The sequence below is a fragment of the Acinetobacter sp. WCHAc060033 genome, assembly GCF_004209125.1.
In the GTDB taxonomy this organism is placed as follows: domain Bacteria; phylum Pseudomonadota; class Gammaproteobacteria; order Pseudomonadales; family Moraxellaceae; genus Acinetobacter; species Acinetobacter wuhouensis.
The window spans coordinates 35421-61604 of sequence record NZ_SGSW01000012.1 but is presented as its reverse complement, the minus strand read 5'-3'; the positions used below and the strand labels follow the sequence as shown (position 1 = coordinate 61604).

Sequence of the window (26184 nt, the reverse complement as noted above, 5' to 3'; positions counted from 1 at the left end):
TATAAGACTAGACTATGCTTCTCTATTAAAATGCTCAATCAATATTTGTATCTAATTGGCATTTTTTTGCTACATAAAGTCAAACTATATCAAACACATTTGTGTCATTTTTAGAACATTTTTTGAAAGACTTCTGGTTTTAAAATTTTCTGTGTTTGTTCTTTACTGAGATAAATATCCAACTGAGTTGCATCTTCTACAATTTCATTGGCACGATAATGTAATCCCACACCTTCACCATCAAAAAACCAATCTGCTTGTCCCCAATAGAGTTTTTTAGGCGCATGTTTTTTCACATCTGTATCTTGTTTCGCCAACCATTCAGCATACTTTTCTTGTACCCAAGTATTGAGCTGGTTTTGTTGATTCGGTGAAATCACATCTAAAATACTTAAACCTTTCTTGAGCTTTCGATCAGCCACAAAAAAGTACTGTCGCTCTTTTATAGTGACATCAGCTTGTAATGTATTAATAGACACTTGAAGCAATACATACTGGTTACGCTGAGAAGCCATTCGCGTTTGCATATGTAACTCAAAAGCTTTATTTTTTGGAAATTCCTCTTGCCAAGCATCTGATTTTTTCACGAATGCATTGATCGCTTGTTGCAAGGTCATATTTTGCTTAGAGTCAATCTGTGCTTGAATCACATGCGATTGATTATTGGCAATCCATTGGTTTAACCACGTATCCTGTGTTTTGATGGTTTGAATATCAATTTCAATACAGTTTTTCTTTTCACAGAATGGTAAAGCATAATCTGCTTGAGCTTCTTGAATATTTAAATAAGGCAAAACATCCGCATTTTCTGCTTTCGGTTGTAAGATTCCTTGATCATCCTTGCCCTGTTCCTGTTTTGAATCACAAGCAACCAAAGCCAATGTACTGATACAAAGTACTGTTATTATTTTTTTTGAAAAAAGCACTATAAATCCTTTTCACTGAGAGCATCGTATTTTGGTACAAAAACAGCTTCACTAGGAAGCTGTTTTTACATTTTTAAATAAGTTATGCCAATAAAATTGCAATCACTTAGTGTTCACGTGTCGCACGGAATTGAATATCTGGATAGCGTTCTTGCATAAGCTGTAAATTCACACGGCTCGGTGCAAGATAAGTTAAATGACCACCACCATCGACAGACAATTGATCATGGGCTTTTTTCTTAAATTCGTTGAATTTTTTCTCATCATCACAAGAAACCCAGCGCACAGTGTTAATGTTTACAGGTTCATAAATACAATCCACTTTGTATTCTTCTTTAAGACGATAAGCAACCACTTCAAACTGAAGCACCCCCACAGCACCAACAATCAAATCATTGTTGATTTGTGGCATAAAGACCTGAGTTGCACCTTCTTCCGAAAGCTCTTTCAAACCTTTTTGCAGTTGTTTAGATTTCAATGGATCTTTTAAGCGTACACGGCGGAACATTTCAGGGGCAAAGTGCGGAATCCCTGTAAATTGTAATTTTTCACCTGAAGTGAATGTATCACCAATTTGAATGGTACCGTGGTTATGCAAACCAATGATGTCGCCTGGCCATGCTTCTTCAAGGTGCTGACGGTCGCCTGCTAAGAATGTCAAAGCATCACTAATACGTACATCTTTATCAATACGTACATGCTTCATTTTCAAGCCTTTTTCATATTTACCTGAGCAAATACGCATAAAGGCAATACGGTCACGGTGTTTCGGATCCATATTCGCTTGAATTTTAAAGACAAAACCAGTGAAACCTTCTTCAGTCGCTTCAACTGTACGTACTTCGGTTGGATGTGCTTTAGGTGGTGGTGCATAGTTACTGAATGCATCTAACACATGGTCTACACCAAAGTTCCCCAAAGCTGTACCAAACAATACAGGGGTTTGACGACCTGCTAAGAATTCATCACGATCCAAAGGCTCATTTGCCATTTGTACCAATTCTAATGATTCTTCAAAGGCAGCCCACGCCAATTCACCCACTTTTTCACGAAGATCTTCATACTTATAACCATCACGAATTTCAATATCGGTAATGGTTGAACCAAAGCCAGCTTTGTACACGTAGAATTTTTCTTCAATTAAATTGTATACGCCCGCAAAGTCACGACCTGTACCTAAAGGCCAAGTCAGCGGTACACATTTAATTTTTAAAACATTTTCAATTTCATCAAGCAGTTCTAATGGCTCACGAATTTCGCGGTCCATTTTGTTGACGAATGAAATGATCGGTGTGTCACGCATACGACACACTTCCATGAGTTTGATGGTACGGTCTTCGACACCTTTCGCACCATCAATCACCATCAAAGCGGAGTCAACTGCTGTTAGCGTACGGTAAGTATCTTCCGAGAAATCTTCATGCCCTGGAGTATCGAGCAAGTTAATCATTTTGTCTTTGAATGGAAATTGCATGACGGATGTGGTGATCGAAATGCCACGTTCTTTTTCCATTTCCATCCAGTCAGAAGTCGCAGCACGATCGGCTTTACGGCTTTTAACCATCCCTGCAACCTGAATGGCTTGTCCCCATAACAGTAATTTTTCTGTCATGGTGGTCTTACCCGCATCGGGATGCGAAATAATCGCAAAGGTGCGGCGTTGAGCGACCTGTGCCGCTAATTCATTTTGAAAGCTCATGCAAATACCTACTGCGAATATGCAGTTCAAGGGTCAAAAATGACCCAAATATAAAATTGGCGATATTGTAGCAGAATTCCATCCTGCTACGAGCTAATCTTGATAGTAGTTTTTATGCCGGTGCTTTTATGACTGTGCTTTTACATGGGTAGAAATCTAAGCTGAAGTTAAGAAATCGTATGTTCAATATTATAATTTGCTTCAAATCGCTCTACAGGCAACGGCATTCCCAATAAATAGCCTTGCAGTTGCTGACACCCTAAACGCTTAAGAATTACCGCTTGTTGTTCAGTTTCAACACCTTCAGCAGTTACAACAAGACCTAGACGAATCGCGAGATGAATAATACTTTCTAAAATAATTTCTTCTTTCGAACCTTCACATAAATTACGAATGAATTCACGATCAATCTTCAGCTCATCTACAGGCAAATCTTTTAAATATAAGAAACTCGAATGCCCTGTACCGAAGTCATCAATTGCCAACCTAATTCCTAAATTTCTTAATTTTTCAAATGTTCGAATACTACTGTCGATATGATGCATGGCTGTAGATTCAGTAATTTCAATGATCAAATGACCACGTTTGATCTTATATTTTTGAATCAATTTTTCTAAAGTATCAATCAAATGCTTATGTTCAAATTGTACCGCTGAAAGATTTACAGCAACTGGACAGAATTGAAATTTTTTTTCTTCCCATGCTTGAATTTGCTGACAAGCCTGCTCTAAAGCCCAATAACCCATCCGAATAATCAACCCTGTTTGTTCAGCACCATCAATGAACATATTGGGTGCGAGTAAACCTAAAGTCGGATGCTTCCATCGAATTAATGCTTCAACACCACAAATTTTATATTCAGAGGTAAATTTAGGTTGATAAAATAGAATAAATTGTTGTTCTTCAACAGCTTTATACAAGTCATTAATCAACTTAGATTGACTTCGGCTTTGGTGTTGCTGATCTAAAGAGTTGTTATAAATACTATAGGTATTACGCCCCTGTTCTTTCGATTGCATCATTGCGGAATCAGCATTGATCAGAAGATCTTGTAAATTTTGTCCATGATCTGGAAAAAATACAATGCCAATACTGGCTGAAATATTAATTTCTTTACCTGAGATTTGAAAACTGTCTTGAATTTTATTCAAAAAAAGCTCTGCCAATTGTTCAACTTGAGGACGATTAGCATTTTCTAAAATCATCAGAAACTCATCACCACCAATTCGAATCAACTTCTGCCCTTCTTCCAAAAGAGGGTATAAACGTTGTGCTAATTTCACTAAAAGCTCATCACCAATATGATGACCAAAAGCATCGTTCACAGACTTAAAGCGATCTAAATCAATATATAAAAATGCAATTTTATGAGGAGATTCTTTAAGTTCTAGAAATAAAGAATCTGTGTATTGAACCAAAAAAAGACGATTTGGAAGTTTAGTTAAATTGTCTTGAAGGACTAAATATTCAAGTTCTTTATTTGCCTGAATGAGTTGCAAACTACGCTCTTCTAATCGTCGTTCTAAAATGGCGACACAAAAAGCTGAAACCAACACCAGACTTGCCACAAAAAGGATCGTAAATAATAAAATACCCTGTCCTTCATGAATATGCTCAGAAAAATGCCCTGCGTCTATTGAAGAAATCGTCGCAGCACTCATACCAGTATAGTGCATACCCACGATACTCAATGCGATCATGATAGACACCGCAGATTTATAGAGCATTTTATGGTTAAAGGTATTCTTGTATTTAAAAGCTAACCAAAAAGAAAGACCAGATCCACTAATCGCGATCATAACTGAGAAGAAAACAATAATTAAATTATAATGAATCTGCTGGTTTGGTAGATTTAACCCTAACATACCCACATAGTGCATGCCTGAGATCCCAAACCCCATCAACAATGCACCTAAGACTAGGCGCGTGATCGGCAACGTATCTCGAGTCGTTAACCAAATTGCAAAGGTGGAAGCAAATGCAGCGATTACATAAGAAATAACGGTTAAGGTTGGATCAAAAAAGTAACCTTCAGGCAAGTGACAAGCCAGCATCCCAACGAAATGCATCGCCCAAATTGCAAATCCAAAAACCATTCCACTGAGGCATAATATTATTTTCCGCCCACGAGGCGTACGTGGTACAAATATGAGTTGCTCCAATGAAATAGCCACGTAACAAATGAATACTGCAACGCATGCAGACCCAATTACGAGACTACTATCATAACTCATATAACTCATAAAAATTTTCTTCCAGTAATGAACCTGTTATTGTTATTAGGAAACTCCAATACTTACAACGCATAACTGCGATAAGATTCACATTTTTTAAAGAACGTTAGTCCTCCTTAAAATATCACTATCCTATTGAAGGTCAAGTTATTTTTTAAACAGAATAAAAAAAAAGTATATCCGAGATATACTTTTTAAATTCAATTAAAAATAGTGTTTAGTTATTTTTTATTGATATGTGCTAAATCTAACAAAACATTGGCAGCTTCGTTCACAAATGTTTCCTCCTCAGGTAATGCAGGACGCTGATTCACCTTCATTTTTGCTCGAGACTCTGCTAATGCATCCAAACTTGCTTGGTAGCTTTCCCAATTCGAATAAGGTTTTAAACCTGTTTCAGAACGGCGCTTATTTTCAGCAGCCAAGGTTTTTGCTTCAAGTGCGAGTAAGTCCGCTTTACGCTTTTCAATATCTAAAGAAATTTGCTTTTGATCTTTAGCTTCTTGCGCAATGGTCTTACGCGTACTCAAATATTGAAACTGAGGGTCAGTACTGACACGGATTTTCGACTTTTCACTGAGTTGAGCCACATAAGGTTGAATCGAACCTTCACGCTTGAATGGTGCGGTTGGAATGGTATCCCATTTCAACGCGTTCTTGGCTTTACGTTCACCAAACTCTTCGTCGTAAATATCAACTAACTTAATATCTGGAATAACGCCTTTATTTTGAGTACTTCCACCGGTAATTCGATAAAATTTACGTTGCGTCAAAGTTGCTTGACCATAAGCCAAACTATCCAATTGAACTTGTGCAGTTCCCTTACCTGTGGTTGTACTTCCAAGAATGACTGCACGATCATAATCTTGTAATGCAGCAGAATAGATTTCGCTTGCTGAAGCAGATGCCAGATTCACTAAGACTGCCATTGGACCTGCATAAGTTTGTGCACCGCCATCGGTATCTTCAAATACACTGACATTACCATTGCCATCACGGATTTGAACCACTGGACCTTCTTTGACAACCTGACCAATCATTTTGGCAACTTCTTCTAGTGAGCCACCTGGGTTATTACGTAAATCAACAATGATTCCTTCAACATTCTGCGCTGCTAATGATTTCAATGCATTATTGGTATCTTCCGCCACTGAACGATATTCAGTTCCTGCACGACGCGCACGATAGTTCAAATAGAATGATGGAATTTCCACAACACCAAACTTATGCTTTTTCCCATCACGTGTCACTTCAACCGTACGTGAACGTACACCTGCGTCTTCTTCTTGGATAATGTCACGAGTAATCGTCACCACACGCGCTTGGTTCATCGCTGCGCCTGCACCAAGAAGTTTCACAGAAACTTTGGTGCCACGCTTACCACGAATTAAACCGACAATTTCAGAACTCGGCCAACCAATGACATCCACCATTGCTTCGCCATCTTGTGCAACACCTATGATTCGGTCACCTGACTTGACTTGTCCTGTTTTACTTGCAGGACCACCGTCCACAATGGTTTCAATTTTGGTGTAATCCTCATTTCCACGTTCAGGACGAATCGATACACCAATCCCTTCAAGTTGCAAGGTTGTTTGACGATTTAACTCCATCGCATCGACAGGAGGGAAGTAATTGCTATGCGGATCATAAGTGAGTGTCATTGCATTAAGAATACGCTCTAACACATCATCACTTTTGGTACGTCCGATACGTGCCAATTGACGAGTATAACGCTTGGTCAATGTCTGAGCTGGGGTCAAATCCTCAGATGCAGTCAGATCTTGCCCATTCGCCAAAGTTGGATCATCTTTGAGTGCTTTCTGTTTAGCTTGATCTTCTTCTTTAGAAATCGTTAGATTGATCAACTGAGAAACTAACATTTTGCGCCAGTAATTTTCTAATTCAGCTTTACTACCAAAAAATGCTGCTTTTTCACGATCAGTATCAATAAACTCATTAGACTGCTTTAAATTTTGTGTTTTTTTCAGTTCAGCCAATTCAAAATCATAAAATTCTTTTAATCTCGCACGATAATGTGCATGAATCGCAAATGGCCCCGTTAAATCACCTGCTTTTAATTTTGCACCTAAAGTGGCACCATATTCTTTTTTATACTGCTCAACTTCTGAAGCTAAAAATAAGGTGTGCTCTGGATCAAGACTGTCGATATACATATCTAGAATGCGACTTGATGTATTCGCATCCAAACGCATATTCAAATAATGTTGACGGTCAATAAGCGCAGCCAACTGGCGAGTCACCAAGGCTTGTTCTTGTGAGGGCTGAATAGATTGAGACACTTTAGTCGCATTGGTTTCAGCCACTGCTTGATTAATTGTATGCGTGAAAAATAAACCACCAGTGACAAGTGCTATGGCGCAAGCGAGATTTTGAAGTTTCATAAATTCTTAATACTTCCTAGAGGTTTCCCAATTTCTATAGCGTTTTTCAATCTGAACTCAACAGTTTCAAGATCTTAAACAACTTTATCTGTTTATGTTGTGTAGTTTTATCATAATCTGTACGGTGTAAATGTAGCAAATCATTGCAGAAATCGGGTATTGTTTCCAAGTTTATATAAATACAACCGTGGATTCCTATGATCGGCGCATTGATGCTTGATATTGCAGGCACAGAACTTACTCAAGAAGATATTGAACTATTACAAGCTCCGCAAGTCGGTGGCATGATTTTATTTTCAAGAAATATAGAATCTCCTGCACAAGTCCGTGCCTTAACCGATCATATGCGTCGTATTCGACCTGATATTCTGATCGCTGTAGATCAAGAAGGTGGTCGCGTGCAACGCTTAAAAAGTGGGTTCACACTACTTCCTGCTATGGGTAAGTTTGGTGAACTTTACTTAACCCAACCTGAAAAAGCACTTGAACTGGCTGAACAATGCGGTTGGCTCATGGCAATCGAAGTCCTCGCTGTCGGTATTGATTTTAGTTTTGCACCCGTTTTAGATCTCAATGATATTAGTGATGTGATTGGTGATCGTGCTTTTGCGAAGAATGTAAATGATATCGTGCCATTAGCCAGTGCATTTATGAAAGGTATGCAACGTGCAGGCATGGCGACTACAGGCAAACATTTCCCTGGTCATGGTTCTGTAAAAGCAGATTCGCATGTTGCAGCAGCGGTTGATACTCGTGAATATCAAGATATTTACGATAATGACATGCAAAGCTTTATCAAACTACAATCGCAGTTAGATGCACTGATGCCTGCGCATGTGATCTATGAAAAAGTCGATCCAAATCCAGCAGGTTTTTCACCGTATTGGATTCAAAAAGTCTTACGTCAAGAATTGAAGTTTGATGGCGTGTTATTCTCTGATGATTTAAGCATGCAAGCAGCCTGTGTCGCAGGTGGTGCAGATGCTCGTATTCGTGCAGCTCTAGATGCAGGCTGTGATATGGGCTTGGTATGCAATAATCGCGAATCAGCATGCACAGCACTAAGTGGTATCGAAAATTTACCTATGCCGAATCAAGAGCGTTTAGAGCGCATGCGTGGGAAAATTCCACAAATTAACATTGGCGAAACTCTCGATCTTGGAAATGAATGGCAGACTGTCAAAAAAGTCATTGAAGATTTCAAAAAATCTCTTTAAAAAGATAAAACTCCCTCCTTTTTAAAAGGAGGGTTGGGGAGGATTTAAGGCATTCTTGAATAAATTAAATTTTCATATTCCTTTTTGATTATCGTTTAATCTCTGTAAAGTAAATTTTAAATTAAAAAAAGAAAAGTTAAGGATAACCATGACTCAAGCGCTATCGAAGCATCGCCATATTTCATTTACAGCTCACTACACAGGCTATATCTGGTATCAAATGGGGATTTCACACCCACTACTCGCAACCTCCAAAGGTAAAACTTTGGCAATGATTGCGCACCCCATCGAAAGCTGGGGCGAAAAATATGTCGGTGGTAGCATGCGGACTACACTCAAAGAACGCCATACCATGCTTGACGATCATCTCCGCCAATTGATTGAGCAACATCCTAACTTACAAGTACTAGAAATAGCAGCTGGGCTTTCACCACGTGGCTGGTGGTTTAGACAACATTATCCAATGATTGACTATCGTGAACTGGATTTGCCTGATATGGCAAATACCAAACAAACAGCGCTCAAACAAATTGATGCTAATAGCCCTGAAGTTTTGTCTGTCGATTTATTTACCGAAGACTTCCAAAAAGCCTTTGATGTTTTCGACCCAAGTCGTCCATTGGTGGTGATTAGTGAAGGCTTAATTAATTATTTTACCAAAGAGCTTTTACAACAACTCATTCAATCCATTGCACATTATGGCAAAGACTTCCAATCACTACATTACCTCACTGATCTTTATCCTGAGCCAGTGAAGAATAAACTCGCCAAAGTCATTTGGAGCAGTAGCAAACTATTAAAAGTCATGTCACGAAGTGCATTTAGCTTTCACTTTGTTACTCCTGAAGAAGTACGCAATTTTATGCAACAGGCAGGCTTTTCTAAAGTTCAAGTGGTTCAACCAAGTCTCTATTTCAAAAAAGACAAAGTGGGATTAGATCCTGAAGAACACTTAGGCGATTTGGTCTGGATGATTGATGCGAGTCTATAACCAATCTCTACATACTATTCGTTAAATACAATAAAAAAACCAGTCATTCGACTGGTTTTTTACATCAACAATCTTTAGTCAACCATCACTTAAGCCAGAGCTTCCTCTTCCACTTCACACGTTTCTTGACCTTGACTTTGACGTGCAATAAAACGTAACAAACGATCTGCATTTTCAAAACTACCATGTTTGAATAAGGCACGAATACCCTGCTCTGAAGTTTCGAAAATCAAACATTCAATCGCAAACTCACCTTCATCATCACTTAAATTCAATGCTAAATCACGGGTATGTGCATTGACAAAATCCAAGTCATTTTGCGTATCAAGCTTCATCAGTAAACCAAAATAATTCACATCGACAATGTCTACAGGGATCACTTTATTCGAATGTCGATGTGTCAATTGACGATATGGTTCAAGCACCTGAATACGTTGTTCTCCACGACGTTCAATCTGTTGCATTTCTTCACGTGTAAAGTTAATGATGCCATCTAAACCTTGAATCGATTTACCTTGTAGATAAGTTGTGAATAGATGCATAGTTTCTTTACGACGTTGCAATTGCGGGACATGATCTGCATTGGCAATCATCGCAAACTGCATATCTGGGCATTGCATCGCAAATTTTGCATTTTCATGAGGCAAAGTAAAACTATCATACTGACCACATGCCACCAATGTATTGACTTGTGGTGCAGGCACATGACTTAGACGCAGTAAGCGATTACAGTTAATTTCATAACGCTCTTGCTCAGTATTGGAGAATTCTGCCATTTGCTTAAAGAACAATCTTTTCGCTGTTGGCGACATACGAGTTTTATCCATTTTGGCATGATTGACCAAATATAGAATGACGGCTTGCCCAAACTCATCCATGCGCTGTTCTTTCATCAACATCAAAGATTCTTCAAGTAGCATGCGCCAACTTTTTCGGGTTTCCTGCATCACGCCCATCAGAATCATGCGTTCTACCAATTCTGGACGTTGATCTACAAAGAATGAGGCAATTACAGAACCTAAGGAAATACCGACTACAGCAACTTTTTGAATGTTCACAATATCAAGCCATTGACCTAACATACGTGACAGATCAGGCAGTGCTAATGTACCCGCAGACAACCCCGTATCCACATTGGTAATTTGTTGATTTGCACCCATAGAAGGCAAATCAATAAGAATGACTGGACCACTTTCAAAGAATTGCTCAACACAATACTTATAGGAATTAAAATTTTGGAATGCCCCACCGACAATCACAATAGGCGTATTGTGAATCGTTCGAGGATCTGCGATTGCCATATATTCAACTTTCCAGCCATCAATCCATGTTTCTCGAGGCTGTTCTTTAAAGCTGTTTTTATGATAGATGTCAAAAAAACCAAAGCTTGTTAAAGTTTGGTTCGTTTCGGTGTCCATTTGGATAATGGAATTCATATCCTTCCTCCATCCCTGCTTTATTCTTTTAATCTGCAAGAAATATAACCTACATTATTCTTTCAAATTTGTGATACGTATAAGTTCTGTATCACATCAATGTCCTTATTGTTTCATTCTTACAGATGTCGGATTTATACGCAATCGCAAAATTGACCGCTTATCTTGTTTAAATGGTAAAAAGATTTTCAAAATATGAATAGGTAAGCTTGAGAACAAGTTTATTTCAGAGAAATACTTCCTTGCTATTGCTTAGACTGCTACTATCAAAGGGAAATTTCTAAGTGATCAAATAAACTGCTATGCAAGATTCCATCGAACAGTATATGCAAACTGTAGGTCAACAAGCTCGCCAAGCCTCTCGTGTTTTGGCTGGTGCGACTACACTTGCAAAAAATAATGCCTTATCTGCTATTTATACTGCTTTAGAAAATAGTGAACCGCAAATTTTAGCTGCCAACCAAATTGACATGACCAAAGGTCGTGACAATAACTTGGATAGTGCCCTACTTGATCGCTTAGAACTCAACCCCACACGCTTTAAAGGGATGCTACAAGGCTTAAAAGATGTGATTAGCCTTGTTGATCCTATTGGTGAAATTACAGATTTGGCTTACCGCCCTACCGGCATTCAAATTGGTAAAATGCGTGTGCCTTTAGGTGTGGTCGGCATGATTTATGAATCTCGTCCAAACGTGACCCTTGAAGCTGCCTCTCTTGCACTTAAGTCAGGAAATGCCATTATTTTACGTGGTGGTTCTGAAGCCTTGAACTCTAACCAAGCCATTGCTGAAGCAATTCAACATGGTTTAAAAGCGGCTGGTTTACCTGAGACTTGCGTGCAAGTACTCAATACACCCGATCGTGCTGCTGTCGGTCAATTGATTACCATGACTGAATATGTCGATGTCATCGTACCGCGTGGTGGTAAAGGCTTGATTGAACGAATTACCAATGAAGCAACGATTCCAGTGATTAAACATTTGGATGGGAATTGTCATGTTTTTGTGGAAGCACAAGCAGACCTACATAAAGCTTTGCCAATCGCACTAAATGCCAAAACGCATCGCTATGGTGTATGTAATGCCATGGAAAGTTTGCTTGTGGATGAAAAAATTGCAGATGAATTCTTACCGCGCATTGCTGAACTCTATGCTGAAAAGCAAGTGGAATTACGTGGTTGCCTAAAAGTACAAAAACTTTTAGGCGATACCGTAAAGCCTGCCAGTGAAGAAGATTGGTATGAAGAATATTTAGGTCCAATTTTGGCAGTCAAAATTGTTTCTGGAATTGAAGAAGCGATTGAACACATCAACAAATATGGTTCACACCATACCGATGCGATTATTACTGAAAACTTTAGCCTAGCACGTCAATTCTTAACACGTGTGGATTCAAGTTCAGTGATGGTCAATGCGTCAACCCGCTTTGCCGATGGTTTTGAGTATGGCTTAGGTGCTGAGATCGGTATTTCAACTGATAAAATCCATGCACGTGGTCCAGTCGGTCTAGAAGGCTTAACCTCGCAAAAATGGATTGTTTTAGGTGATGGGCAAATTCGCCAATAATTCAATAAATTAGCAATATAAACTCAGTATTTATTTCAATAGGTACTGAGTTTTTTATTTTCAATCTGTTTTTTTGTGAATATTCAAAAAAATCTTTTGCTTACAAGAAAAACATAAAGACTCTAGCGAAGCGTGTAAATGAGTGATAATTTTTAGCAATCAACTGATAAATATTAAATATTAATCAATTTCAGGTCGATCATCCAAAAGTCTAATCACCTAAAGTCTATCTAGGACAAAAAAACTACACATGGTAAAACATCACTACTGATCTAAATTGCCCTGCAAAGAAGCGTAATCAGATCAATCAGGATGACTTTTTCAAATTACAATTTCGGGTATTAAAACGTGTCTACATCAGTATTAGTAATTAACTGCGGATCTTCATCAATCAAATATGCGCTTGTTTCTGAACGTCGTGAAGATCGAATCTTTGGTCTTGCAGAAAACTTAGGCTCTGCTGAGGCACGTATCAAAGGCGTCACAGCGGGTAATCAACCGCTTGAACTTTCTATTCCACATGCTGATCATGAAAAAGCATTGGAAACGATCTTAGGTCGTCTGTCTCAATACAAACCAAAAGCGATTGGTCACCGTGTTGTACACGGCGGTACTTCGACTAAGGCAGAATTATTAACACCTGAAATTGTAGACAAAATTCGTGAAGCAACACCGCTTGCACCACTTCACAACCCTGCTCACTTGGTGGGTATCGAAGCAACAATGCGTTTGTTCCCTGAACTTCCTCAAGTTGCTGTTTTTGATACTGCATTCCATCAAACGATGCCTGCACATGCATACCGTTATGCATTGCCAAAATTCTTATATACAGAACACAATGTACGCCGTTATGGCTTCCACGGTACAAGTCACGCGTATGTATCTGAACGTGGTTCTGAACTTGCAGGTAGCTACAAACACGGTGGTTGGTTAACAGCACACTTAGGTAATGGTAGCTCGACTTGTGCGATCTGGAATGGTCAATCTGTAGATACATCTATGGGCTTAACACCGCTTGAGGGCGTAGTGATGGGTACTCGTAGTGGTGATGTAGATCCAAGTATTCACAGCTTCCTTGCTTCGAACTTAGGTTGGGACATCTATAAAATTGATAAGATGCTCAACAGCCAATCAGGTCTATTAGGTTTATCTGATCTTTCAAATGACATGCGTACTTTGATTGAAGCATCTGAACAAGGCAATGAAGATGCAACTTTAGCCATTGAAGTATTCTGCTACCGTTTAGCAAAATCACTTGCAGCTTTAAGTTGTGGTCTTCCACGCATTGACGGCTTATTCTTCACGGGTGGTATTGGTGAAAACTCTGCTTATATCCGTGAAAAAACTATTGCCTACTTACCACACTTCGGTTTTAACCTCAGCAAAGAACACAATGATGGTTTAAAACGTGGTACTGAAGGTCGTATTGATGCAGGTACTGGTCCGCAAATCTGGGTTGTTCCTACAGATGAAGAAGGTCGTATTGCTAAAGAAACTGAAAGCGTTGTAGAGCATGAGGTACAACAGGCTGCAAAAAAGCATGAATCTGATGTTGTGACAGCTTAAGCTGTCCTAACACCTGTAGCTGTCGAAGGGATGATTTTATCATTATCCCATCACTGAAAATAATCTGGTTTTACCCAAACACAACAGATAAATGAATAACTCCGACAAATCCTGTACGGAGTTTTTCATCACAAACCTTTGAAAAATTAACAGCTTTTTATTTATTAAAGAAATAGTCTATGAAAACGATTTTATTGGTTCCAACTGGAGAAGGCGTAGGTCTAACCTCTGCTTGTTTAGGTTTAGTATATGCTTTGGAATGCCAAGGTGTTAAAGCAGGTTTTGTAAAACCATTTTCACAAGAATTAAATACCGATCCAGATCGTACCACGGCACTGTATCGCCATATTTCAAAATTGGATACAGTTGAGCCTATTTCTTATGCGAAGCTGACTCAGCAATTAAACAGTGGTGAAACTGATGAATTGCTTGAAGAAGCTGTCAGCCTACAACGCCAAGTCGCGAAGTCACACAATATTATTATTGTTGAAGGTTTAGTGCCGACTGCACGTGATTCTTTTGCCAGTGATTTAAACGCATCATTGGCTCAAGCTTTAGATGCAAAAGTTATTTTTGTTAGCAATGCAGATATTACGAAGCCAGAACAAACAGCTGAAAAAGTTGAAGCGCAACTACGCAACTTTGGTGGTGCATCATCTTCGCGTAATGCAGGTGTTTTATTCATGCGTACGCGTGGTTTACCTGCGGATTCTGCACAGATTCCTGTCACCATTGATCCGAATTTACGTTTAATTTCAGATACCAATAATTTCAAAAATGAAATTCATAAAACCCATGCCCACATTGGCTCAACTGAGTTTCCAATCATTGGTTTAGTACCATTTAGCGATACTTTGAGTGTGCCACGTATTTCTGACCTTGCACAACAGATCAAAGCCACTTGGATCAATGAAGGTAAAGCAAAAACACGTCGTGTCTTACACAGCAGTTTGATTGCCGCAAATATTGAACATGAGTTACATAAATTCACGGCAGGCGAATTGATTATCAGCGCATCTGACCGTATTGATGTATTACTGGCAAGTAGCCTTGCAACTAGCAATGGTATTCCACTAGCTGGTCTTGTTTTGACTGAGCACCATGAACCAAATTCATTGGTACTAGATTTCTGTCAGTCTGCAATTAAAAATGGTTTACCAATTTTACATACACCATTAAGCACTTTTGAAACTGCACAACAATTGGCGAATTTAAGCAATGAAATCCCAGTCGATGATACCGATCGTGCGGATCAAGTGACGCGTTTTGTTTCAAGTCATATCAATCAAGAATGGCTGATTCAAATGCTCAATGGTGATTACAAACCACGTTTATCACCTTCTGCATTCCGTCATGAATTGGTACAAAAATCAATTGCGGCGAAAAAGCGTATTGTCCTTCCTGAAGGTGATGAACCACGTACCATCCAAGCAGCTGCGATTTGTCAATCTCGTGGAATTGCACAATGTGTTTTATTGGCAAAACCAGAAGCGGTTCTTGAAGTTGCTAAAGCACGTAATATCGAATTGCCATTTGACTTAGAAATCATTGATCCTGATCTGATTCGTGAAAACTATGTGACCAAAATGGTTGAATTACGTAAAGGCAAAATCAATGAATTGCAAGCACGTGAACAACTACAAGACACGGTTGTACTGGGTACGATGATGTTGGCACTCGATCAAGTCGATGGCTTAGTTTCTGGTGCAGTACATACCACTGCGAATACCGTACGCCCAGCGTTCCAATTGATTAAAACAGCACCTGATTATTCACTGGTGTCTTCTGTATTCTTCATGCTATTGCCTGATGAAGTATATGTATACGGTGACTGTGCGATCAACCCAGATCCAGATGCAGAACAATTGGCTGAGATTGCCATTCAATCAGCAGATTCTGCAAAAGCGTTTGGTATCGACCCACGCATTGCTATGATTTCTTATTCAACAGGAACATCAGGCGCAGGTGCCGAAGTTGAGAAAGTCGCGAAAGCCACTGAGATTGCGAAACAACGTCGCCCTGATTTATTGATCGATGGTCCATTACAGTACGATGCTGCTTCAGTAGAAAGTGTTGGTCGTTCTAAAGCACCTGATTCTAAAGTTGCGGGGCGTGCCAATGTATTTATCTTCCCTGATTTAAATACAGGAAACACCACCTATAAAGCAGTACAACGCTCTGCCAATGTCGTGAGTGTAGGACCAATGTTGCAAGGCTTGAATAAACCAGTCAATGACTTGTCTCGTGGTGCTTTGGTGGATGATATTGTATTCACCATCGCCTTAACTGCGATTCAATCTGCACAACAAGAAGCTTAATCACTTCATCTGATTTTCAAGTTGATACTCAGCCATCCAATTGAAAAATTGGGTGGTTTTTTTTAAATTAAAATCAATAAAGACACATTAAATCAAATATTTAAAAAATAATACCGATTACAACAAGTATAATATTCACATTTTTATTTGATTGTTTTTTATTTATGAATTTTAAATCTTTATCTACAGCATTCACATTTGCCTTATTCAGCTGCTCTGCGTTTTCTTATACTTTCGATCCACTGATTGGAACATGGAAAGTCATTGATCATCGCACAGACGCATATATTTCCGACATAGTGATTCGCAAAAACTCAAAAACACAACAGTACAGTGCAGTGATTACCCAATTGCATGGTGCTTCAAAAAATTTAAAAAACTGTCAAAAATGTACTGGAAGCTTTAAAAACCAACCTGTTATCGGTATGGAGGTATTACAAGGGCTTAGTACCAATACAAACAACAGTCAATTTAGCCATGGTCTGTGGACAAATCCTGACAATGGTTACCAATATAAAATCAGTGGTCAGTTAAATCACTCAAAGACACAACTGCAAATGACAGGTCGTACCACGCAAAACCATACGACTTCTATGCTTTGGATCAAGTTACAGGATGTTCACTAAACTCTATAACTAAGCTATAAAACAGTTTAAAAGAACCCTTCCTTTTAATGTACATCGCATCAGTAAAATTTGAACATAAAAAAAGCCCGACATCCTGTCGGGCTTTTTTCGTATTTGATGCTTAGGTATGACTCCTGTCTTACCTCACATTCCTTGTTCTGTATTTTCTTTTTATTTTCGGAGCATCCTGCTCTCTATGTCCCCATGATAAAAAAATATAGGTATGCTGTATATTGGACAACGCCTTCAATTCATGTACGCCATAGCGTACAAAGACATATTACGACGCTACACAACCATTCGGCGTTGACTCAACAGCAATCCTTTACTTCATGCCACAATATCCACGCTATTGATCAATCTTTAAAACACCTTGTTCACTCACCGTCGCGGCAAACTTACGCTGTTGCTGTGCATCTAACATCACCAAACCTGAAGCACCTTGATTATTTAAAAACAAATAATTAGAAGCACCATTCTGATGATCAAATTTGAGATGAGAGCCTTTGGGATCCATTTCAAGTTTGACATTTAGCAAAGGCTCTGCGATTGAAGCCAGTTGTATCTTGGAAAATCCTGCTTGATCTAATTCAATACGAGCGCCAACTTCGCCTTGTAAATTCAACAATTGAATTGATGCTAAACCTTGTTCAACACTAAGTCGAATCCGTGGTTGATCATGCTCATCGACAATTTCCAATTCTCTTAACTTAAGTTTTTGCTGAATGTCACTCATATTTAATCTCTCTATTATTTTGTTGTGAGTTGTTTAAATATTTGAATATAGTTATTTGCCTTGTCTTCAAATTGATGATCACCCGCATCAAAATACCAATTTTGCACAGTGCAAGGCTTCACCAATCCTAACTGTTCTAATTCACATTGTGCATCATAAACGTCAAGCAAAGCCTTGACTAAAACTGAACTCAAATCTACTTTTAATTTTAAACCTGTATCTAAAATACTGGGGGCAAAAGCCACACTTTCCAAACCCAATTGTTGTGCGGTTCTAAATGCAATCTGTACCGCTTTTGCGGTATCGGCTGTGCTCCAATCTTCTGGACTTCCCATACCAATTAACAAGACTTTTTCAGACTGAATATTCGGCTGAGTTTGGTCAAACAATAAAGTTTCAAAACGCACAGCTTGAAAGAGTTTTTGCTCCCGAATGTGTAGTAATTTTCCATTTAAAGTTTGGTTGAGATCCGCAAGACCACCTTGTACTGGCGCATGATCAACTTCATGCTCAAATAGACAACCGCAGGATAAATCCACCTCTGCTGTTACACCATCCCAAGTCACTATATTGAGATTTAATTTTTTGTATTGACCAATAAGAAACTGTTTTGTATTAGGCATTTTCAATATTCGGTAGAGTGATTGTTGTTATTTTGCCGAATTAAACAAAAAAGAATCGTTGAAAAATGCTGATAATTTGTGGTGTTTTGATTAAAAGAACGACAGCATCGATTAGCAGAACCAATATTAGAGAGCCTTGAATCGTTGCTAAATAGATTAACATCAAAATAACATAAGTCTTTTAAGACAAACCTAACTTATTCTTATATCTTATCTATCTTACTGTGCTTTTAAAATCATAAAATGACGAATACTATAATACCCATCCAATGTTATCCAATCGAATTCACGCATCACTTTTTGCATTTCTTCACAAACATCATTATTCCTCAATACTTCAACCGTCAAATCTCCCTGATTATTTCCGATGAATAATCGAAACCACGCCAAAGTATCTAAGTTTGATTCATTCTGGATCTCGGAGGAAAAACTATCGAACCAATTTTCAGGTAAAGCAGGGAATTCATCATTACTCATTAAACGTGTTCCCATCGCACCCAAATAAGCCTGATAAGTTACCCCTTGGATTTCCCATTGTTCAATGGTGACCTGATCACCTTGTGGTAAATCCCAAAATGCGACAGCAAATACATGAAATGAATTTAAGCAAAAAATTTGCAAAGCATCCGTAATAGCATCATTGTCTTCTCCAACCCCTGCAAAGCACTCAATCATCAACTCACTATCATGATGTAACACTTCAATCTGTAAACAACCATTTACCGTGTAAGGAAACCATAAAGCTCGAATTGCTGGATACTGTGTGAAATCCTGATATGGAACCAACCAATCCTGTTCCATTGCGTAGGGAATATTATGCTGTTCAAATAACTGCTGAATAGGTTCAATAATTGGAATCGAGTGCATTGATTTATTCTTTTAATGAAATACTTTCCACATTTAACAGTGCCAAGTCACGATGGTCAATCTCTTATTTTCCTCACCAACCACACCGTATGCCCTGTGCAGTCTTGATCTTCCGCGATCATCAACATCTCCTCGAAACCGTAAATTTTGAATAATTCACGATATTCTTCTGGTGACAAGCTGGCATGATACAAAGCATCACCAAACAGATTACCAATCGCTTCACCATGCGCAGGACCACTTGTGAACATTAAAGCTGTGCCCTGTTCCGAAAATTTTGCAAATTGCTGAAACATCGCACGCTGATCATCAGGGCTGAGGTGAAAAAAACTATCCCAAGCAATCATCCCTTGAAACTTTTGATCAAGTTCAAGCGTTCGCATATCTGCCTGAATCCAATGTAAATTTGGAAAAGAGTGTTGTGGAAAATTCTGCTGTGCCATTGCAATCATACTATCCGAAGTATCTACACCTATTACAGAATGTCCTTTTTCAATTAAATATTGAGCAATCGGTTTTCCTGAACCACAGCCTAAATCTAGAATATTAGAATTTTGCGGAAGCAAAGCTAAAAATCGGTCAAGCCATGCTCGCTCATAAAGATATTCTCCATGTAGTTCAGTCCATGCATGACCATGTTTTTTGTAAATTTCAATAATATTTTCAGAAAGATAAGTTTGATCTGTCATAGTCGAAAATAGAGGAATAATTTTTATGATCAGTATAAATGGGGAAGTTATTTATTGTTGTATTTAAAAATTTTGAAACATAAAAAAAGAAGATAAAGCGTTAGACTTGATCTTCTTTCTGACCGTACATCCAAGTTGCTGCAATATAAACGCTAAAGCCCACAACCATTAAGATACTCGAAATTGTCATATTTCATTACTCATTTTTGGACAGGCTTATTATGTGAAAGTTTTATGACAAATATATGACAATGATGTCATATTTAGAAAATTTGCTATATTAATAAAATTAATTATTAATATTCAAATACTTATAAATTAATTATTTCCAAAATAAATCATTAATATTTCAAAATCCCGCTTTTATATGACAGATATTCACGATTTTCACGCTGAAATATGACAAAAAATTGCCTGATGTAATTTATTAAACTTTAGACCAAATCTTAAGCAAAGTGCCGACAAAACTTGGATTATCACGTATAATTTAGCCCGCTAGCTATCAGCCCGCTCAAGAGATTTTCGATATGACAACTATTATCAAGCAAGATGACTTGATCACATCGGTCAAGGATGCGCTTCAGTTCATTTCTTACTATCACCCACAAGACTTCATCCAAGCGATGAGCCGTGCTTATGATCGTGAAGAGAACAAAGCTGCCAAGGATGCAATTGCACAAATCTTAATTAACTCACGTATGTGTGCAGAAGGTCATCGTCCAATCTGTCAAGATACTGGTATTGTGAACGTATTTGTTGAAGTGGGCATGGATGTTAAATTTGATTTAACCATGAGCTTAGACGATGCGATTAACGAAGGTGTTCGTCAAGGTTACCTAGAAAATTCAAATATTCTACGTGCATCTGTTCTTGCAGACCCAGCGTTTGGTCGTAAGAATACCAAAGATAACACGCCTGCAGTGATCTATCACAAACTTGTTCCTGGTAACAAAGTTGATATTACTGTTGCTGCTAAGGGTGGCGGTTCAGAAAACAAATCTAAACTTGCAATGTTAAACCCATCAGACTCAATCGTGGATTGGGTACTTAAAACTGTGCCAACAATGGGTGCAGGTTGGTGTCCGCCTGGTATGTTGGGTATCGGTATTGGTGGTACTGCTGAAAAAGCCATGATGCTTGCTAAAGAAGCATTGATGGAAGAATTGGATATGGACGAATTACTTCGCCGTGGTCCACAAAGCAAACTTGAAGAACTTCGTATTGAAATCTTCGAGAAAGTGAATGCGCTTGGTATTGGTGCGCAAGGTCTTGGTGGTTTAACCACAGTTCTTGATATTAAAATCAAAGACTACCCTTGCCACGCTGCGGGTAAACCAGTCGGTATGATCCCGAACTGTGCTGCAACTCGTCACGCTCATTTCCAATTAGATGGTTCAGGCGTTGCACACATTCAAGCACCTAAACTTTCTGACTATCCTGAAGTGACTTGGGATTCTTCACAATCTAAACGTGTTGACCTAGACAACATCACTCAAGAAGAAATGAACACTTGGCAACCAGGTGATACATTGCTTTTAAACGGAACAATCTATACAGGTCGTGACGCTGCGCACAAACGTATGGTTGATATGTTGAATAAAGGTGAACAGCTTCCTGTCGACCTTAAAGGTAAATTTATTTACTACGTTGGTCCAGTAGATCCTGTGGGTGATGAAGTTGTTGGTCCTGCTGGTCCTACGACTGCAACACGTATGGATAAGTTCACTCGCCAAGTCTTAGAAGCAACCGGTATGTTTGGTATGATTGGTAAAGCGGATCGTGGTCCTGCTGCGGTTGAAGCAATCAAAGACAACAAAGCAACTTATTTGATGGCTGTAGGTGGTGCGGCTTACCTTGTATCTAAAGCAATCCGTGAAGCTGAAGTCGTTGCATTTGCTGACTTGGGTATGGAAGCTATTTACAAATTCAAAGTACAAGACATGCCTGTATCTGTTGCTGTGGATGTCAATGGTACATCTATCCACGCCATTGCACCTAAAATCTGGCAAGCAAAAATTGGAAAAATTCCAGTGGTTGATGCTGCTGCGAACTAATCCGAGATTTAGAAAGATACAACTTGTATCTTAATGAAAAAGCATCCTATGATTAGGGTGCTTTTTTATTTTGAGTTAAATAATGAAAATAACACGAATCTTCGCGCCAATGCTGTTTACATGTTTCATCTGGGGAATTCAATCTACGGCTTTTGCAACAGTTGCGACAGATAAAAGTGTCGATAAACTTATACAACTTTCTAATATCTCAGAAATTTTTAAACAAAGTACTCGAGATATGCAACCTTACTTTGATGAGCAAGCTGAAGACCTTGTCCGTCAAATTACAGGTGCTCAAACACTGAATATTGAACAGCAAAATGCAGTCTTACAAATCAGTGCGCTATATACAGAAGTACAGCAAAATCTCGTTACCAACCCTGAATTTACAGATATGTTTAAAGCCTTGTTCAAAAAGACTTTTACTGAAGAAGAAGTCCAAGCCAACATTGCTTTTTTAAGCACGCCACTCGGGCAATCCATCAATAATAAAACGAATAGTTTAATGACTGAGATATTACAGGAAACAACCTTATTCTCTCAGAAACAAATGCTTAAGCCTGAAAACAAAAAAGTACTCAAAGCCAAAATGGAAGCCATACTCAAACCAATTCTCCCAACTCAACCTTAAGACCTTTGTAAACTCAATCAAGATGACGTTCAATCACTCAGGTATTTTATGAAATTATTTCCACAGCTTCTTTTAATCAGTTCATGTCTGACAGCAAATCTAACTTTTGCAGCGCCTGCATCTGATCAACAAATACAACAACTTCTCAATGTCATGAATCTTGATACACTTTTGCAAGAGACCATACAAAAAATCCGCCCTCAGTTAGATCAACAGGCGTATCAAATTGTCAAAATGACGGTAAAGAAAGATCAGCTCAATCCACAAGAACAAATCGTTGCCAATGAACTTTCCGATAAACTTTATGCTCAAAGCCAGAAGACCGTGTCTTGGGATCAAATGAAACCACTTTATCAAAAAATTTATAAAGAGGTTTACAGCGCAGAAGAAATTCAAGCACAAATCGACTTTTATTCGAGTACCGTAGGGCAATCTATTCTGAAAAAAACACCACAAGTCGCTCAAGAAACCATGGCACTTATGAATACAAAATTGATGTCGAGTATGCAGACAACAGCAGCTGATTTTAAGGAAATTAATAAAAAACTAGATACGTTAAAAAAAGCTGCCGAGAACAAATAAATATAAAAAAAGAGAGCTACGCTCTCTTTTTTTATATTCAACACATCACCAAGTCATTGGGTTCCATAATTTAAATGGTGTCGCCAAATGCACATCATCACTGACTTTGTATGCTTCACCTTTAATTTCTTGTTTCGGTTTAAGCACACGCCCATCAGCAGTCACTTCAGCAACAAAGTTTAAGCCTGGTGATTTAAGTTGAGTCATCGCTATTTCTTTTAAACCTTGACGAGTTGGCATTTGCATCAAAGGTCCAACACGCAATAAACCTGCTTCACCATTTGGACCACCACGGAATTTTTCTTCTTCATATTTCACAAAATACTGCCCACCCTCTTCAACAGTAAAATAGGCAACTTTAGGCTTTTGGAAATGAAAAACAGCCAGAGGGCGACTCATACTTAACTTATAATCCCCTGGTGCAAGCTCAATCCAATAATAATGATTGCTAATCAAACTTGGAATACGTTTTCCATTTAAAAAGAAGTTTGTGGGAATAATTTCCTGGCGATTCCATTTACTATCTGCACGATAAAAATAAACCACAGCAGCTTGAGCACTTTGAGGTTTAACCAGTTTAAAATATTGTCCTGGGGTTTGATTTACCCAAGAGCCAACTGAAAAACCACCTACTTTATATTGATCCAGTTTTTCATGAACAAATGAATCTTCTTTTTTAAAATCAATCGGATTTAAAGTTGATACAACTTTCGTGGATTGCTGTTCAATTGCTTTATGACTTTGGCAAGCTGTTAACCCACAACTGACCAAAATGATTAGACCTAAGTAACGCATGATTTTCCCTCACCACGTATTTTTTATTTTCGTTATTTAATAAAATAATTTGAATAAACACTATTTTCCACAGTCAGCTTAACATTTCAATGACTTTTTAAAAATAAAAAAACGTGTAAATAGTCAAGCTAATTACACGTTTCGGATGAATTGCAAAGTGAATTCGATCAAAAACAACTTTTACGCTGATTTTGTATCAAGTACTTTTAAATCCACTTTTTCAACTTCAACATCATCCTGCTTTGGCTGACGTTCTGGTTTAAATTCTGGTGCAGCTTTATCATTGATCACAGCTTCATTAATCACAACTGTGCCCACATCTGTACGGCTTGGTAAGTCATACATGGTTTCAAGCAATACATTTTCCAGAATCGAACGTAAACCACGCGCACCTGTATTACGTTCAAGCGCCTTTTTCGCCACTGCACGCAATGCAGAATCTTCAAATAAAAGATCTACATCTTCCATCTCGAAGAGATACTGATATTGACGCGTTAATGCATTTTTTGGCTCAGTCAAAATTTGCATTAATGCTTCTTCATCAAGCTCTTCAAGTGTCGCAATCACGGGCAAACGACCAATAAACTCTGGAATTAAACCAAATTTAACAAGGTCAGTCGCTTCAACCTGACGGAATAATTCAGATACTTTCTTGGTATCATCTTTATTCTTCACAGCAGCAGTAAAACCAATACCGCCTTTTTCTTGGCGCTGTTGCACGACTTTCTCTAAACCTGCGAAAGCACCACCACAAATAAACAAGATATTCGATGTATCCACTTGAATAAACTCTTGCTGTGGATGCTTACGACCGCCTTGAGGAGGAATTGATGCAACTGTACCTTCAATCATTTTTAACAATGCTTGTTGTACACCTTCACCAGACACATCACGAGTGATTGATGGATTTTCAGATTTACGGGTAATCTTGTCAATTTCATCAATGTAGATAATGCCCTTTTGTGCCTTTTCTACATCATAATCCGCTTTTTGCAACAGCTTTTGAATGATGTTTTCAACATCTTCACCGACATAACCCGCTTCAGTTAATGTCGTCGCATCTGCCATCGCAAAAGGCACATCAAGCAAGCGTGCAAGCGTTTGTGCAAGCAATGTTTTACCTGAACCTGTTGGTCCAATCAGCAAAATATTACTCTTCGCAAGTTCAATTGCATCTTTAGGTTTATTTGCAGATTGAGTGACTTTTAAGCGCTTGTAATGGTTATACACTGCGACAGATAAAGTCTTTTTCGCAGTATCTTGACCAATAACATACTGATCCAAAGCCGCACGAATTTCATGTGGTTTTGGTAAAGGACGTGATGCCCAATCACCAGTTTCCACTTGCTGACTTGTTTGAACTAAGTCTAAGCATACGTCCACGCATTCATTACAAATATACGCGTCCTCGCCTGCAATCAGCTTACCGACTTCAGACTGCGTTTTACCGCAAAATGAACAATGCTTTTGTCCTTGAGGAAGATCGGACATTTTCACTCCAAATTCTTAAATCTTATCTTTAAATGTTTAGTCTTGAGGGCGTTTGCTTAACACCTGATCCACTAAACCATATTCTTTGGCTTGTTGCGCTGTCATGAAATTATCACGATCTGTATCTTTTGCAACACGCTCATAATCCTGACCACTATGTTCAGCCATCAAACGATTTAGACGTTCTTTGATAAAGAGAATTTCACGTGCGTGAATTTCAATATCAGATGCTTGACCACGGAAACCACCTAATGGTTGGTGAATCATAACACGTGCATTTTCAAGACAGTAACGCTTACCTTTTGCACCCGCATTCAACAAGAATGCACCCATAGATGCTGCTTGACCCATACAGTAAGTCACAACATCTGGCTTAATGAATTGCATGGTATCGTAAATCGCCATACCCGCAGTCACCGAACCACCTGGTGAGTTGATATATAAATGAATATCTTTATCAGGATTTTCAGCTTCTAAAAACAACATTTGCGCAACGATAAGGTTGGCCATGTTGTCTTCAACTTCACCTGTTAAAAAAATCACACGCTCACGTAAAAGACGTGAAAAAATATCGAAAGAACGCTCACCACGAGAAGATTGTTCAACGACCATTGGCACTAAAGCGTTTTCAATTGATGGAACATACATATGTTATTTATTCCTGAATTCTTGTAACTGCACTCATGTTCACAATATGCGGGATAATTGCTGAAAATGCAAAATATTCCCA

The 26184-nt window shown here is 38.6% G+C and carries 21 protein-coding genes; 9 read left to right on the top strand and 12 right to left on the bottom strand.

The features are described from left to right. Positions 1-110: 110 nt before the first annotated feature. The 4 genes from EXE10_RS07225 to EXE10_RS07210 form a co-directional block, all read right to left on the bottom strand. Positions 111-926: a hypothetical protein gene (locus EXE10_RS07225; RefSeq protein ID WP_416346098.1), complete on the bottom strand. Its 816-nt coding sequence runs from the start codon at positions 924-926 to the stop codon at positions 111-113. Between the two features lie 106 nt (positions 927-1032). Continuing rightward, positions 1033-2625, bottom strand: coding sequence for a peptide chain release factor 3 (locus EXE10_RS07220; protein ID WP_087552403.1), 1593 nt, complete (start codon positions 2623-2625; stop codon positions 1033-1035). Between the two features lie 167 nt (positions 2626-2792). Next, complete coding sequence (locus EXE10_RS07215) at positions 2793-4868, bottom strand: EAL domain-containing protein (RefSeq protein WP_130112895.1); 2076 nt, start codon at positions 4866-4868, stop codon at positions 2793-2795. A 212-nt stretch (positions 4869-5080) separates the two neighbouring features. Next, positions 5081-7264 carry a carboxy terminal-processing peptidase gene (locus EXE10_RS07210; RefSeq protein ID WP_130112894.1) on the bottom strand — a complete coding sequence of 728 codons (2184 nt, stop codon included), beginning with the start codon at positions 7262-7264 and terminating at the stop codon, positions 5081-5083. Between the two features lie 197 nt (positions 7265-7461). On the opposite strand from EXE10_RS07210, the gene nagZ reads away from it, so the two are divergent. Further along, positions 7462-8481, top strand: a complete 1020-nt coding sequence (gene nagZ / locus EXE10_RS07205) for a beta-N-acetylhexosaminidase (RefSeq protein ID WP_130112893.1) — start codon at positions 7462-7464, stop codon at positions 8479-8481. A gap of 148 nt (positions 8482-8629) precedes the next feature. Next, positions 8630-9472 carry a class I SAM-dependent methyltransferase gene (locus EXE10_RS07200; RefSeq protein WP_130112892.1) on the top strand — a complete coding sequence of 281 codons (843 nt, stop codon included), beginning with the start codon at positions 8630-8632 and terminating at the stop codon, positions 9470-9472. A gap of 89 nt (positions 9473-9561) precedes the next feature. Here EXE10_RS07200 and EXE10_RS07195 read toward each other — a convergent pair whose 3' ends face one another. Further along, on the bottom strand, positions 9562-10908 hold the full coding sequence (locus EXE10_RS07195) for an alpha/beta fold hydrolase (protein ID WP_130112891.1): 1347 nt from the start codon (positions 10906-10908) through the stop codon (positions 9562-9564). Between the two features lie 302 nt (positions 10909-11210). Here EXE10_RS07195 and EXE10_RS07190 point away from each other — a divergent pair, with 302 nt between their 5' ends. The 4 genes from EXE10_RS07190 (at position 11211) to EXE10_RS07175 (ending at position 16986) form a co-directional block, all read left to right on the top strand. After that, entirely contained in the window at positions 11211-12476 is a 1266-nt protein-coding gene (locus EXE10_RS07190) for a glutamate-5-semialdehyde dehydrogenase (protein WP_130112890.1), read from the top strand. 348 nt (positions 12477-12824) lie between these two features. Beyond that, complete coding sequence (locus EXE10_RS07185) at positions 12825-14042, top strand: acetate/propionate family kinase (protein ID WP_130112889.1); 1218 nt, start codon at positions 12825-12827, stop codon at positions 14040-14042. A gap of 179 nt (positions 14043-14221) precedes the next feature. Then, entirely contained in the window at positions 14222-16360 is a 2139-nt protein-coding gene (pta, locus tag EXE10_RS07180) for a phosphate acetyltransferase (protein ID WP_130112888.1), read from the top strand. A gap of 164 nt (positions 16361-16524) precedes the next feature. Continuing rightward, a complete protein-coding gene (locus tag EXE10_RS07175) occupies positions 16525-16986 on the top strand; it encodes a DUF2147 domain-containing protein (protein WP_130112887.1) in 462 nt (153 codons plus the stop codon). Positions 16987-17335: 349 nt separating this feature from the next. On the opposite strand, the gene EXE10_RS07170 is transcribed toward EXE10_RS07175, so the two are convergent. From EXE10_RS07170 to EXE10_RS07155, 4 genes are all read right to left on the bottom strand, one after another. Next, the gene (locus tag EXE10_RS07170) at positions 17336-17722 is read right to left on the bottom strand and encodes a hypothetical protein (protein WP_130112886.1); all 387 of its coding nucleotides are present in this window, start codon (positions 17720-17722) and stop codon (positions 17336-17338) included. Positions 17723-17736: 14 nt separating this feature from the next. After that, on the bottom strand, positions 17737-18345 hold the full coding sequence (locus EXE10_RS07165) for a M17 family peptidase N-terminal domain-containing protein (RefSeq protein WP_130112885.1): 609 nt from the start codon (positions 18343-18345) through the stop codon (positions 17737-17739). A 219-nt stretch (positions 18346-18564) separates the two neighbouring features. Then, a complete protein-coding gene (locus EXE10_RS07160) occupies positions 18565-19212 on the bottom strand; it encodes a DUF6348 family protein (RefSeq protein ID WP_130112884.1) in 648 nt (215 codons plus the stop codon). Between the two features lie 56 nt (positions 19213-19268). Beyond that, positions 19269-19901 carry a class I SAM-dependent methyltransferase gene (locus tag EXE10_RS07155; protein WP_130112883.1) on the bottom strand — a complete coding sequence of 211 codons (633 nt, stop codon included), beginning with the start codon at positions 19899-19901 and terminating at the stop codon, positions 19269-19271. 527 nt (positions 19902-20428) lie between these two features. On the opposite strand from EXE10_RS07155, the gene EXE10_RS07150 reads away from it, so the two are divergent. The 3 genes from EXE10_RS07150 to EXE10_RS07140 all read left to right on the top strand — a co-directional run bounded on the left by EXE10_RS07150 (position 20429) and on the right by EXE10_RS07140 (position 23168). Then, the gene (locus EXE10_RS07150; protein WP_087552393.1) at positions 20429-21955 is read left to right on the top strand and encodes a fumarate hydratase; all 1527 of its coding nucleotides are present in this window, start codon (positions 20429-20431) and stop codon (positions 21953-21955) included. An 82-nt stretch (positions 21956-22037) separates the two neighbouring features. Continuing rightward, the gene (locus EXE10_RS07145) at positions 22038-22586 is read left to right on the top strand and encodes a DUF2059 domain-containing protein (protein WP_228256797.1); all 549 of its coding nucleotides are present in this window, start codon (positions 22038-22040) and stop codon (positions 22584-22586) included. A 48-nt stretch (positions 22587-22634) separates the two neighbouring features. Beyond that, a complete protein-coding gene (locus EXE10_RS07140; RefSeq protein ID WP_130112882.1) occupies positions 22635-23168 on the top strand; it encodes a DUF2059 domain-containing protein in 534 nt (177 codons plus the stop codon). A gap of 45 nt (positions 23169-23213) precedes the next feature. On the opposite strand, the gene EXE10_RS07135 is transcribed toward EXE10_RS07140, so the two are convergent. The 3 genes from EXE10_RS07135 to clpP all read right to left on the bottom strand — a co-directional run bounded on the left by EXE10_RS07135 (position 23214) and on the right by clpP (position 26102). Beyond that, entirely contained in the window at positions 23214-23963 is a 750-nt protein-coding gene (locus tag EXE10_RS07135; protein ID WP_130112881.1) for a DUF2846 domain-containing protein, read from the bottom strand. A gap of 180 nt (positions 23964-24143) precedes the next feature. Then, entirely contained in the window at positions 24144-25454 is a 1311-nt protein-coding gene (gene clpX / locus EXE10_RS07130) for an ATP-dependent Clp protease ATP-binding subunit ClpX (protein WP_130112880.1), read from the bottom strand. A gap of 36 nt (positions 25455-25490) precedes the next feature. Then, on the bottom strand, positions 25491-26102 hold the full coding sequence (gene clpP / locus EXE10_RS07125) for an ATP-dependent Clp endopeptidase proteolytic subunit ClpP (protein ID WP_068973066.1): 612 nt from the start codon (positions 26100-26102) through the stop codon (positions 25491-25493). Positions 26103-26184: the final 82 nt, after the last annotated feature.

Bases quoted from the DNA above. Each gene is read 5' to 3' on its own strand.
- EXE10_RS07190 (WP_130112890.1), top strand. From the start codon at position 11,211: ATGCAAGATTCCATCGAACAGTATATGCAAACTGTAGGTCAACAAGCT.
- EXE10_RS07195 (WP_130112891.1), bottom strand. From the start codon at position 10,908: ATGAATTCCATTATCCAAATGGACACCGAAACGAACCAAACTTTAACA.
- EXE10_RS07170 (WP_130112886.1), bottom strand. From the start codon at position 17,722: ATGAGTGACATTCAGCAAAAACTTAAGTTAAGAGAATTGGAAATTGTC.
- nagZ (WP_130112893.1), top strand. From the start codon at position 7,462: ATGATCGGCGCATTGATGCTTGATATTGCAGGCACAGAACTTACTCAA.
- EXE10_RS07165 (WP_130112885.1), bottom strand. From the start codon at position 18,345: ATGCCTAATACAAAACAGTTTCTTATTGGTCAATACAAAAAATTAAAT.
- EXE10_RS07160 (WP_130112884.1), bottom strand. From the start codon at position 19,212: ATGCACTCGATTCCAATTATTGAACCTATTCAGCAGTTATTTGAACAG.
- EXE10_RS07150 (WP_087552393.1), top strand. From the start codon at position 20,429: ATGACAACTATTATCAAGCAAGATGACTTGATCACATCGGTCAAGGAT.
- EXE10_RS07210 (WP_130112894.1), bottom strand. From the start codon at position 7,264: ATGAAACTTCAAAATCTCGCTTGCGCCATAGCACTTGTCACTGGTGGT.
- EXE10_RS07215 (WP_130112895.1), bottom strand. From the start codon at position 4,868: ATGAGTTATATGAGTTATGATAGTAGTCTCGTAATTGGGTCTGCATGC.
- clpP (WP_068973066.1), bottom strand. From the start codon at position 26,102: ATGTATGTTCCATCAATTGAAAACGCTTTAGTGCCAATGGTCGTTGAA.
- EXE10_RS07135 (WP_130112881.1), bottom strand. From the start codon at position 23,963: ATGCGTTACTTAGGTCTAATCATTTTGGTCAGTTGTGGGTTAACAGCT.
- EXE10_RS07200 (WP_130112892.1), top strand. From the start codon at position 8,630: ATGACTCAAGCGCTATCGAAGCATCGCCATATTTCATTTACAGCTCAC.
- EXE10_RS07220 (WP_087552403.1), bottom strand. From the start codon at position 2,625: ATGAGCTTTCAAAATGAATTAGCGGCACAGGTCGCTCAACGCCGCACC.
- EXE10_RS07175 (WP_130112887.1), top strand. From the start codon at position 16,525: ATGAATTTTAAATCTTTATCTACAGCATTCACATTTGCCTTATTCAGC.
- clpX (WP_130112880.1), bottom strand. From the start codon at position 25,454: ATGTCCGATCTTCCTCAAGGACAAAAGCATTGTTCATTTTGCGGTAAA.
- EXE10_RS07145 (WP_228256797.1), top strand. From the start codon at position 22,038: ATGAAAATAACACGAATCTTCGCGCCAATGCTGTTTACATGTTTCATC.
- EXE10_RS07140 (WP_130112882.1), top strand. From the start codon at position 22,635: ATGAAATTATTTCCACAGCTTCTTTTAATCAGTTCATGTCTGACAGCA.
- pta (WP_130112888.1), top strand. From the start codon at position 14,222: ATGAAAACGATTTTATTGGTTCCAACTGGAGAAGGCGTAGGTCTAACC.
- EXE10_RS07155 (WP_130112883.1), bottom strand. From the start codon at position 19,901: ATGACAGATCAAACTTATCTTTCTGAAAATATTATTGAAATTTACAAA.